At 72.5% G+C, this 16,760-nt stretch carries 17 protein-coding genes and 1 pseudogene; all 18 read right to left on the bottom strand.

The features are described from left to right. Complete coding sequence (locus ACOGI9_RS05645) at positions 1-1,140, bottom strand: threonine synthase (protein ID WP_419858899.1); 1,140 nt, start codon at positions 1,138-1,140, stop codon at positions 1-3. A 19-nt stretch (positions 1,141-1,159) separates the two neighbouring features. After that, entirely contained in the window at positions 1,160-2,629 is a 1,470-nt protein-coding gene (gene gltX / locus ACOGI9_RS05640; protein ID WP_419858898.1) for a glutamate--tRNA ligase, read from the bottom strand. Beyond that, positions 2,626-2,814: a hypothetical protein gene (locus ACOGI9_RS05635; RefSeq protein WP_419858897.1), complete on the bottom strand. Its 189-nt coding sequence runs from the start codon at positions 2,812-2,814 to the stop codon at positions 2,626-2,628. Before ACOGI9_RS05635 ends, gltX begins: the two co-directional genes overlap by 4 nt. Continuing rightward, entirely contained in the window at positions 2,811-4,715 is a 1,905-nt protein-coding gene (gene uvrC, locus ACOGI9_RS05630) for an excinuclease ABC subunit UvrC (RefSeq protein ID WP_419858896.1), read from the bottom strand. The genes ACOGI9_RS05635 and uvrC overlap by 4 nt, the downstream gene beginning before the upstream one ends. Then, on the bottom strand, positions 4,712-6,289 hold the full coding sequence (gene murJ / locus ACOGI9_RS05625) for a murein biosynthesis integral membrane protein MurJ (protein ID WP_419859244.1): 1,578 nt from the start codon (positions 6,287-6,289) through the stop codon (positions 4,712-4,714). The genes uvrC and murJ overlap by 4 nt, the downstream gene beginning before the upstream one ends. 1 nt (position 6,290) lies before the next feature. Further along, positions 6,291-6,590 carry a hypothetical protein gene (locus tag ACOGI9_RS05620; RefSeq protein ID WP_419858895.1) on the bottom strand — a complete coding sequence of 100 codons (300 nt, stop codon included), beginning with the start codon at positions 6,588-6,590 and terminating at the stop codon, positions 6,291-6,293. A 108-nt stretch (positions 6,591-6,698) separates the two neighbouring features. Then, positions 6,699-8,273, bottom strand: a complete 1,575-nt coding sequence (bshC, locus tag ACOGI9_RS05615) for a bacillithiol biosynthesis cysteine-adding enzyme BshC (RefSeq protein ID WP_419858894.1) — start codon at positions 8,271-8,273, stop codon at positions 6,699-6,701. Beyond that, positions 8,270-9,022, bottom strand: a complete 753-nt coding sequence (locus tag ACOGI9_RS05610) for a class I SAM-dependent methyltransferase (RefSeq protein WP_419858893.1) — start codon at positions 9,020-9,022, stop codon at positions 8,270-8,272. The genes bshC and ACOGI9_RS05610 overlap by 4 nt, the downstream gene beginning before the upstream one ends. A gap of 7 nt (positions 9,023-9,029) precedes the next feature. Further along, a complete protein-coding gene (locus ACOGI9_RS05605) occupies positions 9,030-9,506 on the bottom strand; it encodes a 23S rRNA (pseudouridine(1915)-N(3))-methyltransferase RlmH (protein WP_419858892.1) in 477 nt (158 codons plus the stop codon). Then, on the bottom strand, positions 9,503-11,260 hold the full coding sequence (locus ACOGI9_RS05600) for a tetraacyldisaccharide 4'-kinase (protein WP_419858891.1): 1,758 nt from the start codon (positions 11,258-11,260) through the stop codon (positions 9,503-9,505). The genes ACOGI9_RS05605 and ACOGI9_RS05600 overlap by 4 nt, the downstream gene beginning before the upstream one ends. Beyond that, entirely contained in the window at positions 11,254-11,814 is a 561-nt protein-coding gene (locus ACOGI9_RS05595; protein ID WP_419859243.1) for a hypothetical protein, read from the bottom strand. Before ACOGI9_RS05595 ends, ACOGI9_RS05600 begins: the two co-directional genes overlap by 7 nt. Next, positions 11,730-12,386 (bottom strand): annotated as a pseudogene (locus tag ACOGI9_RS05590) (lipid-A-disaccharide synthase); the annotation flags it as partial. The gene ACOGI9_RS05595 and the pseudogene ACOGI9_RS05590, both read right to left, overlap by 85 nt. A 32-nt stretch (positions 12,387-12,418) precedes the next feature. After that, positions 12,419-12,553 carry a hypothetical protein gene (locus ACOGI9_RS05585; RefSeq protein WP_310778316.1) on the bottom strand — a complete coding sequence of 45 codons (135 nt, stop codon included), beginning with the start codon at positions 12,551-12,553 and terminating at the stop codon, positions 12,419-12,421. Next, on the bottom strand, positions 12,531-13,505 hold the full coding sequence (locus tag ACOGI9_RS05580; RefSeq protein WP_419858890.1) for a Gfo/Idh/MocA family protein: 975 nt from the start codon (positions 13,503-13,505) through the stop codon (positions 12,531-12,533). Before ACOGI9_RS05580 ends, ACOGI9_RS05585 begins: the two co-directional genes overlap by 23 nt. Further along, positions 13,502-14,353, bottom strand: coding sequence for an acyl-ACP--UDP-N-acetylglucosamine O-acyltransferase (gene lpxA / locus ACOGI9_RS05575; protein WP_419858889.1), 852 nt, complete (start codon positions 14,351-14,353; stop codon positions 13,502-13,504). Before lpxA ends, ACOGI9_RS05580 begins: the two co-directional genes overlap by 4 nt. After that, positions 14,350-14,778: a 3-hydroxyacyl-ACP dehydratase FabZ gene (gene fabZ / locus ACOGI9_RS05570; RefSeq protein WP_419858888.1), complete on the bottom strand. Its 429-nt coding sequence runs from the start codon at positions 14,776-14,778 to the stop codon at positions 14,350-14,352. The genes lpxA and fabZ overlap by 4 nt, the downstream gene beginning before the upstream one ends. Continuing rightward, a complete protein-coding gene (lpxC, locus tag ACOGI9_RS05565) occupies positions 14,778-15,662 on the bottom strand; it encodes a UDP-3-O-acyl-N-acetylglucosamine deacetylase (RefSeq protein WP_419858887.1) in 885 nt (294 codons plus the stop codon). The genes fabZ and lpxC overlap by 1 nt, the downstream gene beginning before the upstream one ends. Beyond that, a complete protein-coding gene (gene lpxD, locus ACOGI9_RS05560) occupies positions 15,659-16,729 on the bottom strand; it encodes a UDP-3-O-(3-hydroxymyristoyl)glucosamine N-acyltransferase (RefSeq protein WP_419858886.1) in 1,071 nt (356 codons plus the stop codon). The genes lpxC and lpxD overlap by 4 nt, the downstream gene beginning before the upstream one ends. Positions 16,730-16,760 lie beyond the last annotated feature (31 nt).

The following is a 16,760-nucleotide window of genomic DNA, read 5'->3' as shown; positions in this document are numbered from 1 at the left end:
CTAGTACGTGAGGAGGTGTGCGGTGTTGAAGAGGACGACGGTCTCGCCATCGCGCAACTCCCCGGCTCGCCGGAGTTCGCGCGCTCCCGCGAGCGTAGCTCCGCCCTCGATCGAGGCCCCCACGCCGGCCGCGCCGAGTTCGAGGGCGCCATCCTTCATCGCCTCGTCGGAAACGGCGACCCCGCCTCCGCCCGATTCGCGGATGGCTTCCAGCATCAGGAAGTCTCCGAGCGCGCCCGGGACGCGAAGCCCCCAGGCTTCGGTCGAGGCGTTTCGCCACGGCTCGGCGTACGTCTCGCCCGCCGCATGCGCCCGCACGATGGGCGCGCAGCCCGTGCCCTGCACGGCATAGAGCCGCGTGTCCCCGTCGACCAGGCCGAGTTCCCGCAGTTCCGCCAGCGTCTTGGCGCTGCCGATGAGGCCGGTGCCGCCACCGGTGGGATAGACGATGGCGTCGGGCGCCCTCCAGCCGAGGGCTTCGACAATCTCGAGCATCATCGTCTTCTTCCCTTCGATCCGGTACGGCTCCTTCAGCGTGGAGATGTTGAACGCGCCCGTTTCCGCGCCGTATTCGGCGGAGAGGCGGCCGCATTCGTCGATGAGTCCGTCGACCCGGACGATGTCCGCGCCGTAGTGCTCGCAGCGCCGGGCGACGCCCTCCGGCGTGTCTTCGGGGATAAAGAGGCGAGAGGGCACGCCCGCGCGCGCCGCGTAGGCCGCGAGGGCCGCACCCGCGTTTCCGGCGCTCGGGATGACGAGGTCGGTCGCCCCCTCGTGCACCGCCCGCGTGACGGCCGCGCAGAGGCCCCGGTCCTTGAAGCTTCCCGTGGGGTTGAGGCCCTCGTCCTTCACCATGAGCGTGAGGCCCTCGAACTCCCCTCCGATCTCGATCTCGAGCAGCGGCGTGCCGCCCTCGCCGAGCGTCACCGGATCCTCGCTCGGCTCGACGGGCATGATCTCCCGAAAGCGCCACATGCCGCCCTGTCGCCCCGTCCATGCCCGCCGCAGCGCCTCCCCGTCCAGGGCTCCGAGGTCGTAGCGGGCCAGCAGGGGCTTCGAGCAGTCCGGGTCCGGGCACACTGTGGCCAGCCCCCGGGCGACGGGTCGCTCGCAGAGGCCGCATTCGAGGCGCCAGCTCATACGCTTCGCTCCTTGTTCGTCAATCGCCGGTTTCCGATGGCGCGGACGGCATCGCCGCCGCGAGGCGGGCCAGGGTGCGCTCCTGTCCGAGCGCGTAGGCGACCTCGCCCAGGTCGGGGCCGTGAAGCTGCCCGGTCAGGGCGACCCGGACGGGCGGAAAGAAGGTACGCCCCGCGAGCCCGGCGTCGCGCATCGCGCCGCGAAGCGCCGCCGCGAGGGGTTCGGGTCGCCACGCCGTGTCCGCCCACGCCGCGCGGGCGAGGCGGATCGCGGTCGCGGCCGCCGGGGCGGAGAGCGACTCCCGCGCGGCGGCTCCGCCGGTCTCCGGCGCGCGGTAGATCGGCTCGACCTCGGACGCGACATCGGAGAGGAGACGCGTGCGTTTGGCGAAGACTTCCGCCGCGCGGCGGAGATCGGCGTCGTTCAGCCCCAGCCCCTCCACGTCGAGCCGCCCCGCCCAGTCGCGGGCCAGACGACCCGCCGGTTCCGCCCGCAGGTGCTGTCCCGACAGCCAGGTCATCTTCTCCTCGTCCACCTCGGTATCGGCCGCCCCCAACCGGTCGAGGTCGATCCGCTCCACGAGCGCCTCCCGGCTCAGGAACTCCTCCCCGTCCTCCGAGGACCACGAGAGGAGCGACAGGTAGTTGACCACGGCATCCGGATGGAACCCCCGCTCCCGGTAGTCGAGGACCCCGGCCGCGCCGCGCCGCTTGGAGAGCTTCCCTCCCCCGGGGGCGAGGACGGTCGGGATGTGGACGAACTCCGGAGGCCTCACTCCGAAGGCGCGGTACAGGAGCACCTGCTTGGGTGTGTTCGAGAGATGGCCCACGCCCCGGATCACGTGGCTGATCTCCATCTCGATGTCGTCCACCGCGACGGCGAAGTTGTATGTGGGCCGCCCGTCGCTCCGTACGAGGACCAGGTCCCCGAGGTCGTCGCCGTCGATCGAGAGGGTGCCCTTCAGGAGATCGGTGAACTCGACGGGCCCGGGGTCCACGCGAAGCCGGATCGCGGCCTCCCGCCCCTCCGCCTCGTGGCGGCGCGCCAACTCGGCGGGAAGGTCGCGGCAGCGCGCATCGCGTCCGGTGGGCTCCCCCGCCGCGATCGCGGCCTCCCGCCTCGCCTCGAGTTCGTCCGGCCGGCAGTAGCAGCGGAAGGCCCTCCCCGACTCCAGCAGAGCCGCCGCCCGGGCCCGATGCCGGTCGGCGCGCGCCAACTGGCGGTACGGCGCGAACGGCCCCCCCTCCCGCGGGCCCTCGTCGGGGGCGATGCCGAGCCAGTCGAGGGCCTCGTAGATCATCTCCTCCCCCCTCGGTACGGCCCGCTCGGTGTCCGTATCCTCGAGGCGGAGCACAAAGTCGCCGCCGTGCCGCCGCGCGAAGAGCCAGTTCAGGATCGCGGTGCGGGCGTTGCCCAGGTGGAGGGCTCCGGTCGGGCTCGGCGCGAAACGGGTTCGGACCCGCGCCGGCAGGGCGGTCGGAGCGGTCACGGAGCCTCCTCTTCCGCCTGGAAGCCGGCGCAGCGCAGCACGGGCAGCGTCGGATAGCGCCGGAAGCGCGGGTCCGTGCGCGAGAGCCGGCACAGGAGGAAAGCGGATCCGCGGTCGCTCCGGATCCACCGGCGGTGACGGCAGCGCGCGCACAGACCCGCGGGAGGGCGTCCTCCCCGCATCACGAGGCGGCTCCCCGGGCCGGGTCGTCGTCGCGGAGGGCGGCGAGGATCGACGTGGCGGTCGCCGGGCCGATCCCCGGCGTGCGCGCGAGCTGCGCGGGCGTGGCCCGGCGGATGAGGTCGAGACTGCCGAACCGCTCCAGCAGGCGCTGCTCGCGCTCCGGTCCCACCCCCGGGATCTCGCTCAGCCTCGATCTGAGGGCGCGGCGCCGGCGCAGGGTCCGGTTGTAGCGGAGCGCGAAGCGGTGGGCCTCATCGCGCGCCCGCTGCAGCCAGTGCAGGCCCGGGTCCGCGCGCGGAAGCCGCAGCGGCGTCGGGGTCCCGGGCCGGAACACCTCCTCTTCGCGCTTCGCGAGGGCCACGGTGGGCAGGTCCGAGACGCCCGCGCCATCCATGGCCTGCCGCGCCGCCGACAGCTGCCCCCTGCCCCCGTCCACGACGACGAGGTCGGGCAGCGCACGCCCCTCCCGGACGCGCCGGTCGAAGTAGCGCGAGACGATCTCCTGCATCATGGCGTAATCATCGGTCCGCCCCTCCTCCGAGTCCCGGATCCGGAACCTGCGGTACTCATCCTTGTGCGGCCGGCCGTCCCGCAGCCACACGCAACTGCCGACGGACTCCCGGCCCGCGAGCGTCGACACGTCGAAGCAGACGAGGTCCCGCGCGGGCGCCTCCAGCGCGAGCGCCTCCGCGAGCCGCGCCGCGGCGGGCGGCGGCCCCGCCGCTTCGACCCCGACCTCCGCCTCGTCGCCGCGCTCCAACCGGTCCCGCTCCAGCACATGCGCCGCGTTCCGGCTCGCGGCCCGCGTCAGTTCCAGCCCGGGCCCGCGCGCCGGCACGCGGATGCGGAAGCGGTGTCCGGCGACGCCGGAAAGGTACTCCTCCACGAGGTCCTGCTCGTCGAACGGGTCAGCAACGAGCAGTTCCGACGGGACATCATCCGCCTGGCGCAGATAGTACCCCTTCACCAGAGCGCCGAGCACGGCTTCGTCCGGCTCATCCCCGACGTTCGCGAGATAGTGCACCCGGCGGCCGACGAGCCTTCCCTCCCTCACCCTCAACACGATCCCGCACACCGAGCCGCCCGCCGGCTGGCGCGCGAATCCGATCGCGTCGTGGCTCCCGCCCCTGGGGTCGATCGCCGCCTGCCGGCTCTCGAGCTGGTCAAGGCCGCGCAATACGTCCCTCAACTCCCCCGCCCGTTCGTAGTCCAGCGCTTCGGCGGCCTCCTCCATCCGGTCCTCCACCGAGCGCCTCACGGCCCCCGTCCGCCCTCCGAGGATCTCGAGGATCTCGTCGATCATCGTCCGGTAGTCCGCTTCGGACTGGAGGCCCGCGCACGGCGCCTTGCAGCGCCCGATGTGATAGTCGAGACAGGGCCGGGGCGGAAGCTCCGCCGGCATTCGGTAATGGCACGACCGCACGGTGTACATCTTCTTGATCGTGCGCAGCGCGCGCCGCATCGCCCCGACATCGGTGAAGGGACCCAGGTACCGCGAGCCGTCATCCCTCAGTCGGCGCGTCACGAAGATCCGCGGAAAGGGCTCCCCGACCGTCACCTTGATGTACGGATAGCTCTTGTCGTCGCGGAGCTGGATGTTGAAGCGCGGGCCGAACTCGCGGATGAGGTTCCATTCGAGGAGGAGGGCTTCGGCTTCCGAGCGCACGGGGAAGGTCTCGATGCTGTCGATCTCCCGCACGAGACGGACGAGCTTCACGGAACGGCTCGCCTCGGCGCCGAAATAGGAGGCGACGCGCGAGCGGAGCGACTTCGCCTTTCCCACGTAGAGAACCTCACCTGCGGCATCCCGGAACAGGTACACGCCGGGCTCGTGACCCAGCCCCCGGGCCTGCCCGCGAAGTGCGTCGCGATCCGGCCCTCGCGACACCCCCTCCCCGCTCATCCCCTTCCCTCCTCGGGCGGGGGCGCCCCGACGGTCCGCAGCCCGGTCGGGAGACCGGCGCAGCCGGCATAGCAGAGCCCGCCCGCGATGAGCGCGGCCGCGAGGAGGGCCGCGTCGCCGAGGAATCCGTCCGGGACGCGGGCCCCGAGCAGGGAGCGGACCGCCAGGAAGGCGCCGCTCGCGAGGCCGGCGCCGGCCGCCATGCGGCCGAGCGAACGCCGCACCGGGAGGAACCATCCCCCCGCACCCCGCCGGCTCAGTCCGCGCACGAGCAGGATGAGGTTGATCCAGGCTCCGACCGAACTGCCGAACACGAGGCCGGCCGCGGCGCGCAGCCCGAACCCGCGGTCCTCCATCCACAGCGCGGTCGCCGCTCCGATGAGGATTCCGGCCCCCACCCCGGCCATGGCGTACTTCACCGGCGTGCGCGTGTCCTGGAGGGCGTGGAACGCGCTCGCGAACAGCTTCGTGAGGCCGGTCGCGACGAGCCCCAGCGCGTAGGCGCCCAGGGCCCACCGCACGACCGGGACGTGTTCGGCCTCGAACGCCCCCCGTTCGTAGATGAGCGACGTCACGAGGTCCCCGAGCAGGAGGAGCACGGCGACCGATGGAAGGATGAAGTAGGCGACCCGCCGCACGCCGGTGGAGAGATGGGACCGCAGGGCCTCGACCCCCTTCTCGCGGGACATCTCCGGTAGCGCGGCCACCGCCACGGAGGCGCCGAAAAGGGCCATCGGCACCATCGCGATGCGCTGCGCGAAGTAGATGCCCGTGAGCGCGCCCTCGGCGAGGAGGCTGGCGACGAACACATCCGTCAGGCTCGAGAGCTGGAAGATCCCCTGTCCCGCCGCGACCGGCATGGCGTTGCGCGCGACGCGGCGCGTGGGCTCGAAGCGGAGGTCGACCCGCGGCCGGAGCGTCCCGAGCAGGCGGTACACGGCGGGGAGCTGGACCGCGACCTGCAGCACGCTCCCGATGAGAGTCGACCAGGTGAGCACGACGATGAGCGGCGCCCAGCCCAGCCGCGCCCCGAGCAGGAGGCCGGCGATCTGGGACAGGTTCCAGACGACCGGCGCGGCGAAGGGGAGGAAGAAACGGCGGTGGCTCGTGAGGATGCCGAGACACCACGCACCGACGATCATCACGCCCGACATGGGAAAGAGGATGCGCACCAGGCGCGTCGTAAGCTCGCTCAACTCGGCATCGTAGCCGGGCGCGAGGATCCCCAGCAGCCAGGGCGCGGCGGCGACGACCGCGGCCACGACGAGGGCGGAGAGGATGAGGAGGCCGCCCAGCACGCCCTGCGCGAGCCTGCGCGCGCCGGCCGTGTCGCCCCGCTCCGTCAACGAGGAGAACACCGGCACGAAGGAGGCCGAGAGGGCGCCTTCGCTGAGCAGGTTGCGAAAGGCGTTCGGGATCTTGAGTGCGGCCGCGTAGGCGTCCGTGACCGGCCCGACCCCGAACGTGGCGGCGATGATGACGTCTCGCAGAAACCCGGTGATGCGGCTGGCGAGAATACCGGCGGCGACGCGGGTCGCGGAACGGCCCTGCCCCGGCGCCTTCCCCTCGGTCAGATCAACGCTCCCCGTCGTCTCCGGCCGGCCGGCCCGCGTCCCGGGCGGGAAGTGCCGGGAGCGCTTCGTCTCCCTCCACGAGTGCGCGCACGAAGGCGGTCTCTTCCCGGATGCCCTCGACCGCCTGCGTCAGGTACTGGATCTCCTGTTCCAGGGCGTCGATGCGCGCCGACTGGTTCGTGCCCGAGTCGGTGTTCCCGATCCGCCGCGCCAGGGCTTCGGAGAGGGGAGAGTCGATCACGATGGCGAGCACGGGGATGAGGACGATCAGCCCGAGGACGACCATGAAGGCGAAGGTCATCTCGGATCTCCCGTGCCGCTCATTGTCGCGCCCTCCGTGGAAGAACGTCCGTTCGCGGGGCCTTGCCAGGCGCCTGCTCCGGGACGATGTACCCGCGAACGCCGAAAGCTATCCATCTTCCGCGCGACCCGCCAAGAAGGACGCGACCCGGCGGTCGGTTTCGCGGGCCAGCCGCCCCACGAGTCCGGGCCCGTAGCGGCAGAGGAAGGAGAGCGGGTTCAGCACGCGTTCCTGAGGGCGCCGGCGCGGGAAGAGGTTCGCCCCCGCGCGACGCACCTGGCCCAGCCGGACGTCGAGCCGTTCCCGGGTCGCGCGGTCCACCTGACGGGACAGTTCGGAGGCCGCGTCGAGGATGCCTTTCCGCATCTTCCCCGCCGCCCCCCGGAGTCCCGGCACCTCTTCGGCCACGGCCTCCTCGATCGCGGCCATGCCGGTCTCGATCCCCTCCCGAAAACGGCCGAGGGCCCGCACCACCGCTTCCGGCCGCGCCTCCCGCGTGAGCCGTTCCACGACCGGGTCGGCCCCCATGGCCAGATCCTGCGGCGAAAGCCCGGTGCGCTCGAGAATCCGTCGCGTGCGCGCCTCGACCAGCGTCCATGCCGCGCGCGGCTGGACGGACGGCAGGGGGACATCGAGGGCGCCGAACAGCGGCCCGAGCTGGCTCCAGTACGCGATTTCGCCGGGTCCCAGCACCGTTGCGGCCACGGGAAGGAGGTACGATTCGAGCGCAGGGCGGGACGCGACGTTCGGCGAAAACCCCTCGGGCGCGGATTCAAGCCGTTCGAGCCAGGCTTCCGGGGGCGCCGTCCCGTCGCGCCGGACGCGATGCCGGCCGCCGCCCGCGTCGAAGAACAGCGGCAGCGCATCCTCCACGCGCGGGATCGGCGCCTCGAACCCCGACGTCCGCAGCGCACGCACGCCCGCCGCCTCGGCCTCGAGGATGCCGTCCCAGTCGGAGAGAAGCCGCCGGTGGAACGAAGCCGCGGCGCGCCGAACCTCGGGCCGCGCGGAATCGATCCACGCGTACTCCCGATCGCCGAGGACCCCCGCGAGGAGCCGGGCGAAGGCCGCGGACACGGACCGTCCCTCCGCATAGGCATCTCGCACCAGCTCGAGGTAGTGCGCCGTAAACTCCAATTCAGGAACGATTTCGGGGAGGGCGTCGAGGACCTCCATTCCGCGCCCGTCCAGGACATGGGATCCCACGGATCGGCGCTCGCCACCGGGGGGCACCGGCAGGGCGAGCGTCCGCGGCGCGTCGGAAGGGTCGAGGATCGTCGTGCCTCCCACCTCGGCCCAGTCGTGGTCATCCGAGGCGATCCAGAAGAGGGGGACGACGGGCGCGCCGAGCGCCTTCTCCAGCCGGGCGGCGAGCGAGATGGCGGTGAGGGCCTTGTAGAGGACGTAGAGAGGTCCGAGGAGGAGGATGGGCTGGTGCCCCGTCGTGACGAAGGCTCCCTGCCCCCGGAGGACGGACTCGAGGCGCGCGCGGACGCCGGGCCCGGAAACGCCGAAGGCATCGGGCTCCAGCCGGGAGCGGCGCGAGGGCGCAGGGTGGATCCCGGAAAGACGGCTGGCGAGCGGCAGAAGGCCGGGATCATCGGCTCCCAGCACCGCGTGCGCGATGGAGCCGGGGACGCCCAGGGGCCGGGGGAGGATTTCCGGGTTGTCGGGCGGGTTCAAAGGGTCCGTCCCAGCAGGAGAAGGCGAGCCGAGTCGCTCTGGAACGGCGCCCCGTCATAACCGCCGAACGTGTTCGTCGCCTCGAGTCCCTGCTCGCGCAGGAGCCGCTGCAGCGCCTCCGGGGAATAGAGGCGCACGCGCTCGTGATAGACCTCCGGTTCCCGGTCCGCGGTGCCGCCGATCTCGATTCGCTTGAAGACCTGATCTCCTTCCACCCACCGCGTCTGCCTCACGGGAGTTCCGTTGATCTCGCCCACGGATTCGGGGTCGAGACGGTCGATGACCCAGGCCGCGTGCAGATAGTCCATCAGGAAAGGGGCGCCGGGCCGCAGCACGCGCCGGATCTCCCGCAGGACCTCGACGTCCTCCTCCGGCGTGAGAAAGTAGCCGAAGGAGGTGAAGAAGTTCACGAGACCGTCGAACGCCCCGGCCGCGAAGGGGAGTCCGCGCATGTCCGCCCGGACGAGGGACCCATCCACGCCCGGCCGCGTTCGCGCCGCATCCAGGAGCGGGGCGGAAAGGTCGATCCCGACCGCCCGCAGGCCCGCCGCCCGGAGACGCTGCAGGTGCCGGCCCGCACCGCAGGCGAGGTCGAGGACGCGGGCACCCGCCGCGAGGCCCGCGCGCTCGCGATAGAGCGCGACCGCCCGGGCGGCCTCGTCCTCGTCCCGATGCGGATACAGCTCGAGGTAGGCTCTGCCGAACCAGTCCCTGAACCACTCGGCGGGGGCGCTCGTCGGTCCGCTCATAAGCGGCTCAGGGGCCCTTGTGGTACGGCTCGCCACGGAGAATCGTGGCCGCGCGGTAGAGTTGTTCCGTGAGGACGAGCCGGGCCACCTCGTGCGGGAGGGTCATGGCCGAAAGCGCGAGTCTTGTCCGTGCGCGGGCGAGCAACCGCGGGGCAAGCCCGTGGGCCCCGCCGATCGCGAACGCGGCACCGGGCCGTCCGTACGTCCGCATGTCGTCCAGGTAGTCCGCGAGGGCCCGCGTGGTCCAGCTCCGGCCCTCGCGCGTGAGCGCGATGAGGTCCAGTTCGTCGGGGAGGCGCCGCTCGAGGGCCGCCGCCTCCCGCTCCCGCGCTTCCGCCGCGCGCGCATCCGGAAGTCCCGCCGGCTCGACCACCACGGCGTCGAACCGGATGTACCGCCGCAGCCGGTCCTCGTACTCCTCCGTCGCCCTTCGAAGAAGGGTCGCCCGGTTCCGCCCGACCGAAGCCACGAGGATCCGCGTCACCCCGCGGCCGCCGGATCACGGTCCTGCCGGCCCGATGCCGTATCGAGAATCAGACGTCTCACGTCGTCCCACCCGGCCTTCCATGCGAGAGTCTCGGGAAGTACCCAGATCGGCAGGCCCGGGTCGAAGAACGGGCGGAGCCGGGCGAGATCCTTGCGCGTGGTGAGCACGCCGCCCCGTCCCGCCGCCCGGATCGCGGCCGTCCGCTCCCGCCGCGAGGGGCTCCCGTGATCGCTCAGCGCGAGGCGCTCCCGAACCGACGCGCACGCGGCGCCGGCCTGCGCGAAGAAGAGATTGGGCTTCATGATCCCGGTCAAGGCGAGCCGGGGGGCGGGAGACCCGGGCCAGCCGCGCGCCCCCGCGCTGGCGGCCTCGAGGGGTCCGTGCCCGAACACGGCCGTTGCCACCGGAACGCCGGGGGCCAGATCCCACAGGCGGTCCCGGAGTTCCGCGTCGAAGCGGGACACTTCGGCCGTCCAGGACTCCCGTCCCGTGACGATGATCGCGTCCGCGCGGACGACGGCGCGATCCCAGCGCTCGCGAAACGGACCGGCCGGGAGGCGTGCTCCGTTCGTGCGGCGAAGGGCGTCCCGATCGAGCACGAGGAGGTCCAGGTCTCGGAAGAGGCGGCGATGCTGAAAGCCATCGTCGACGATGGCGACCGTCGCTCCCTCCGCCGCCGCCCGCCGGCCCGATCGGAGCCGGTCCGCGTGACCCCGGATCGACGCTCCGGGCGCCTCGTGCGCGAGCAGGTCGACTTCGTCGGCGAATCCCCGCGCGAGGAGGGCCGGGCGATGCCCGGCCTCCCGCAACGTACGCCCGATGGAGGCCGCGAGCGGCGTCTTGCCGCTGCCCCCGACCGTGACGCCGCCGACCGATATCACGGGGATGCCGGCGGAGTGCGTGAGCAGGAAACCGGCGTCGTAGAGGCGGCCCCGGGCGTCGTGGACGCCGCCGTATATGCGGGCCAGCCCCCTCAGCGGCAGGGCCGCGCGCGAACGGCGCCAGTGGCGGCGGAGGCGGAGTTCGAGCGAGCGCCGCGCCGGGGTCCCGCGGCCGGGCCGCGGCGAAGCGTCCCGCGCCGCCCCCCGTCCGCTCCGTACGACTCCCGGAGGACGGGACCAGCGGGCCTCGCGGGCCGCCTGCTCGCAGCGCGCCACCTGGCACCGGAGCGCGGCCTGTATATCCCCCGTGCCCGGCGCGCCATCCGCGACGACCGGCGCGAGCGACACGAACACCGTGGCCCCCGGAGCGGGGATGAGAAAGCGATCCCAGCTCGGGAGCCGCCGGCCCGAAGAGGCCGCGACGCCCACGACGGTCACGGCGCTGTCGGTCAGCTTCGCGATGCGCGCCGCGCCTTCCTTCAGCGATCGTCGCGGGCCGCGCGGTCCGTCCCCCGTGAGAATCACCCCGCGCCCCGCCGCGAAGGAGCGGGCCAACTGCCGGAACCCCGCCGAACCGCCGCGGGTGCTGGAGCCCCGGGCCACCTCATAACCGAGGCGCCGGAGGACGCGCGAGATGATCTCGCCATCCCGGTCGCGGCTCGCGAGCGTGGCGAGTTCCTGGCCCGCGAGGAGGCATGTGAGCGGAAGAAGGTGTTCGTGCCAGCACGCGTGGACCTCGCGCTTCAGCACAGGCCGATACGGCCGGCCGGGGTCGTCGGGATGCCGGAAACGCCACGTCCGGCTGATCGGCAGCGCGGCCCGCACGAGCCGGACGGCGATGCCCAGCGGGATGCGGCGGGCGCTCAGCACGGCGCGCCCGGCCCCGCCGACGCGCCGCCTGCCAGGAGTTCGACCGCGTGTTCCGCGACCCGGGCCGAACACCCCGGTTGCCCGAGCCGCTCGCGAACGACGTCGAAGCCGCGCAGCATCTCGAGCCGCGCGGGTGCTCCTTCGGCGAGGAGCGCCTCGAGCGCCTCCGCCGCGCGCCCGGCCGTCAGCCCGTCCTGGAGGAGCTCCGGGACGACAGGGGCCTCCGCCACGAGGTTGACGAGGACGATGGAGGGAACGCGCACGAGCCGGCGGCCGATCGCCCACTCCACCCGTCCCATGCGGTAGCCCACGACCATCGGCACGCCCGCGAGCGCGAGTTCGAGCGTGATCGTGCCGGACTTCGTGAGAGCCGCGCAGGAGCGCGCCGTCGCCTCGCGCGCCCCGCGGTCGGGAAGCCCGCTTTCGCATAGAGCGCTTTCGGGAGGTGCGGGGGGCGCGCGACGATGAAGTCGAGATCCCGATGCCGCCGCGCGAGGCGCCGCGCGGCTTCCGCGAAGACGGGCAGCATGTACCGGACCTCCTGCGCCCGCGATCCCGGGAAGAGTCCCACCACTCTCCTCCCACCCGACGGACGCCGCCCCGCGGCCGCGCGACCTCCGGGGCCGCCTTCGGGAGCGCGAGTCTCGTCGAGGAGAGGGTGTCCGACGAACTCCGCGCGCACACCGTACCGCTCGAGCAGCGCCGCTTCGAACGGGAGGACGGTGAGGACGCGGTCGCAGTCGCGCCGCAGCTTGCGGGCCCGGCCCTCCCGCCAGGCCCACACCTGAGGCGCGATGTAGTAGAGGACCCGCCGCCCCTGCCGCCGGGCGCTCCGGGCCAGCCGCAGGTTCAGCCCCGGGTAGTCGATCGGAAGAAACAGCCGCACATCCTCCCTCACGAAGAGACGCCGGATCCGGCGCTCCAGTCGGAGGAAGCCCGGCAGGCGCCGCAGAACCTCCATCCCCCCCATGACCGACAACTCATCCAGCCCGGCGAGCCTCGACACTCCGGCCGCGTCCATCTCGCCGCCGCCAATGCCGAACAGCCTCGCGTCGGGCAGCCTCCGGCGAATCTCCCGCGCGACCGCCGCGCCGTGGTGGTCTCCCGACGACTCGCCGGCGGAGATGAAGATCGCCGGCCGCGGAGTCGGTTCCGGGGTCAGGACACCCGGCCGAGGTAGGCCATCAGCATGAGGACGAGCGCGAGGAGGATGAGGAGGACCAGCGTCCGGGGTCCCCGCTTGACCGCCCCTCCGAGCTTCTTCCGCTCCTCACGGATCTTGAGCAACGACATGAACGAACTCCTCGATTTCGCGGGTGATCCGGATCGCGATCTCCAGCGCCTCCCTGCCCGCGCGACCCGATACCAGGCGGCTCGGACGCCCTGCGATCGCGTCGGCGAAGGCCGCGATTTCCCGGGCGAGCGCCTCGCCGCCGCGAGCTTGCAGCGGCACATGCTCCACCAGGGCCTCCACTCCCTCGATCGCGTTCCCGGTCCGTGGATCGCGCCGCCGGTAGTGATGCCCCGTTTCGGCCGCCAGGTCCAAGCTGAAGTACCCGGAGCGCTGGAACAACCGCAGCTTCCGCAGCGGCTTCAGCGCCACGCGGCTCGCGGTGATGTTCGCCACCGTGCCGTCCTCGAAGGAGAGGCGCGCGTTGGCGAGGTCGATCCGGGGGGAAATGACGGGCACGCCCACCGCGCGCACGTCCGCCAGCGGAGCCTCCGTCAGCGTGAGAACGAGGTCGATATCGTGAATCATGAGATCCAGGATCACCGTGGTGTCCGCCCCGCGGGTCTGAAACGGCGCCATGCGCAGCGACTCGATGAACCGCGGGCGATCCAGCCATGGATCCGCGGCGAGGAGGATGCCGTTGAAGCGCTCGACGTGCCCGACGCCGAGGACGACCCCCGCTTCCTCCGCGAGCGCGAGGATCTCGTTCGCCTCGGCGAGGGTCGCGGCCAGCGGTTTCTCGACCAGGACGTGGCAGCCGGCGCGGATCGCGCCCGCCGCGGCCTGGTGGTGCGCCACGGTGGGCACCGCGATGATGACGGCTTCGACGCGGCGGAGCAGCGCTTCCGCCTCCGCGAAGGCCGGCACGGACAGCGCGTCCGCGACCTCCTTCGCCCGAGCGGTCGACCGGTCGTAGACCCCCTCCAACTCGAACGCGTCGCTCTGCGCCAGGAGCCGGGCGTGCTGGGCGCCCAGCCTCCCGACCCCGACGACGCCGGCCGGGATCCGGCTCAAACGGAGGGCCGGGTCGCCTCGCGCGGCTCCGGCGGCAGGTCGTCGTCCGGTCCGACGCGGGTCGGGGTCACGCCCCGCTCGGAATCGCGGATGAAGTCCACGAGTTCCCGCACTTCGGGGGTCATCTCGCCTTGCCGGACGCGGTCGAGACTCGCCCGGAGGGGTTCGCCCGACCGGAAGATCGTCCGGTATGCGGCCTGGAGGGCGCGGATCGCGTCCGGTTCGAAGCCCCGGCGTTCGAGGCCGATGCGGTTGACGCCGTACGTGCGGGTCCGGCCTCCCCCGACGAGGGTGTACGGCGCGACGTCCCGCGAGACGCGGGCGCCACCCCCGACCATCGCATGCCGCCCGATGCGCGTGAACTGGTGGATGCCCGTCAGCCCTCCGACGATCCCCCAGTCGCCGATCTCCACGTGTCCCCCCATGGTCACGCCGTTCGCGAGCACGACATGGTCTCCGATGAGGCAGTCATGGGCGACGTGCACGTAGGCCATCACGAGCGTGTCCGCCCCGACCGAAGTCAGGCCGCTCGCGGCGGTCCCCCGGTTCAGCGTCGTGAATTCGCGCACGACCGTGCGGGGGCCGATCTCCAGAAAGGTGCGTTCTCCCGCGTATTTCAGGTCCTGCGGGTCCGAACCCAGGACGGCGCCCTTCGCGATGCGCACGTCCTCCGCCACGCGCGTATCCCGTTCGATGAACACGTGCGGGCCGATCCGGACCCGTTCGCCGACCTCCACGTCGGGGCCGATCACGGTGTACGGGCCCACGGTGGCGCTGGAAGCGACGCTCGCCGACGCATCGATCACGGCCGTCGCGTGGCGCCCGGGAGCGTAGCCCGCCGAGGTCACCGGTCCATGACCTGTCCGAGAATCGTGGCCTCCGCCGCCACCCGGCCGTCCACCCGCGCAATCCCCTTCAGCTTCCCGCGTTTGCCGCGTCCCTGAACGAGGTCCAGTTCGAGGACCAACTGGTCGCCGGGGATGACGGGCCGCCGGAACTTCACGCCGTCCACCGACAGGAAGTAGATGACCTTGTCCTCGGGGTTCTGCAGGCCGCTCATCAGCAGGACGCCCCCGCACTGGGCCAGCGCCTCGATGATGAGCACGCCGGGCATCACGGGACGGCCCGGAAAATGCCCGGCGAAGAACGGTTCGTTCGCGCTCACGTTCTTCAGGCCGACGATCCGCTGCCCCGGCTCGATTTCCAGCACGCGGTCCACCAGGAGCATCGGATACCGGTGCGGGAGGATGTTCAGTATTTCGGTGACGTCCATCACCCTTCCTCGTTCATCTCGTTCTCCTTCGACCCGCGTCCCTGTGCCGTGGCACGGGCTGCTGCCAGCCGGCGGGCGAGTTCCAGGTTGCCGCGATGTCCCGGCCTTTCCGCGACCACATGACATTGCAGCCTCGCGCCCACGAGTGCGAGGTCGCCGATGATGTCCAGGATCTTGTGGCGCACGAACTCGTCGGGAAACCGGAGTTCCTGCCCGGCTTCAAGCCCGTCCCCGGAGAGGACGAGCGTGTTTTCCCGCGTCGCTCCGAGCGCGAGTCCTCGCTCCCGCAGCGCCTCCGCCCATGCGGACAGGCCGAAGGTGCGGGCCGGCGCGACCTCCCGCGCGAACTCCACGGGCTCCAGGCGCGCGCTGGCGGACTGCCGCCCGATGAGAGGGTGGTCGAAGTCGATCGTCGCCGAGATCCGGCCGGTCTCCGCGGGGAGGACGTCGTACTTGGTCCCCCCGATGTTCAGATGCAGGGGACGGTCGATCCGGAGGCTCGGCGCCTCCGCTTCCTGCGCGACCGGCCCGGCGTCCAGCAACCGGTCGCACCACGCGGCCGCGCTCCCGTCGAGCGCGGGAGGTTCCGGCCCGGAGACGTCGATCCACAGGTTGTCGAGCGCCAGCCCGTGCGCCGCGGCGAGCACGTGTTCGGCGGTGCGAACCACGGCCTCGCCCTTCCGGAGGGCGGTCTCGCGGTGGGCGGAGTGCACGGACTCCACCGTGGCGGGGATCTCCGGCGCGCCCGGCAGATCCGTGCGGCGGAAGCGCAGGCCGCCGTGTTCGGGCGCGGGGCGAAGCCTCACGACGGAGGGCTCGCCCGTGTGTATTCCGTACCCGCGAACCTCCACGGCCCGCGCGATCGTGCGCTGTTTCGCCGTCAAGCGCTTCCATCGTCCGGCCCGTCCAGTCGGACGTGCCCCTCGTCGCCACCCGCGCCGGCTCGCCGCTCGAGCCGCGCGACGCGATGGAAGAGGTCCGGCAGCCGGCTCAGGTGCGCGGCCTCCTTCAGCCACGACCGTTGAGGCCGGGCCGGCGTCCCTCCCACCTCCGCTCCCGGGGGTACGTCCCGCACGACGCCCGTCTGGCCCGCGATGCGTGCGCCGGCTCCGATCGTCAGGTGGCCAGCCACCCCCGCCTGCCCGCCGAACTGCGTTCCGGCGCCGATCTCGCAGCTTCCGGCGATGCCGACGTGGGCGGCGATGAGACAGTCGGTCCCGATCCGCACGTTGTGCGCCACGTGCACGAGGTTGTCGAGCTTGGTCCGGTCCCCGATCCGCGTGTCGTCGAGCGCGCCGCGGTCGATCGTGCAGTTCGCGCCGATCTCGACGTCGGCGCCGATCACGCAGCCGCCGATCTGTGGCACCTTGTGCGCGCCGTCCGGCCCCGGCACGTACCCGAAACCATCCGTCCCGACGCGCGCCCCGGCGTGCACTCGCACACGGTCGCCCAACTCGACGCCGTGGAGGATGGAAACGGCGTGGCCGAGCCGGCAGTCCGCCCCGATCCGGGCTCCACGGCCGATCAGCGTCCCCGGTCCCACCCACGTTCCGTGCCCGATCACGGCCCCATCTTCCACGACCACCCCCGCGCCGAGCGACACCGCCTCTCCGATCCGGGCCCCATCGTCGACCCGGGCGGAGGGGTCGATCCCGGGCGGCGGCGCGGGCTCCGGATGGAACAGCCGCACGATCCTCGCGAAGGAGAGCTGGGGGTCGTCGACCTTGAGGACGCTGAACCGGACCGCGCCCGCTTCGAAGCCGCGGGGGGTCAACACGGCCCCCGCCCCGGTTCCGCGAACGGCCTCCCGCATCGCTTCACGAGCGAAGAATGCGAGGTCCTCCGGGCCGGCCACGTCGAGTGAGGCGACTCCGGTCAACCGGCGGTCGGGATCCCCCAGTACATCCGCCCCCACGCGACGGGCGAGATCGGAGACCGTGAACGCCGGCATTCGGGGAACGGAGCCGGAGCCGCGCCGGTGG

Origin of the sequence: Candidatus Palauibacter irciniicola, from assembly GCF_965208695.1 — a bacterium.
Taxonomy (GTDB): Bacteria; Gemmatimonadota; Gemmatimonadetes; order Palauibacterales; family Palauibacteraceae; genus Palauibacter; species Palauibacter irciniicola.
The sequence above is the reverse complement of the archived record's forward strand: the minus strand, read 5'-3'. Positions and strand labels throughout refer to the sequence as shown.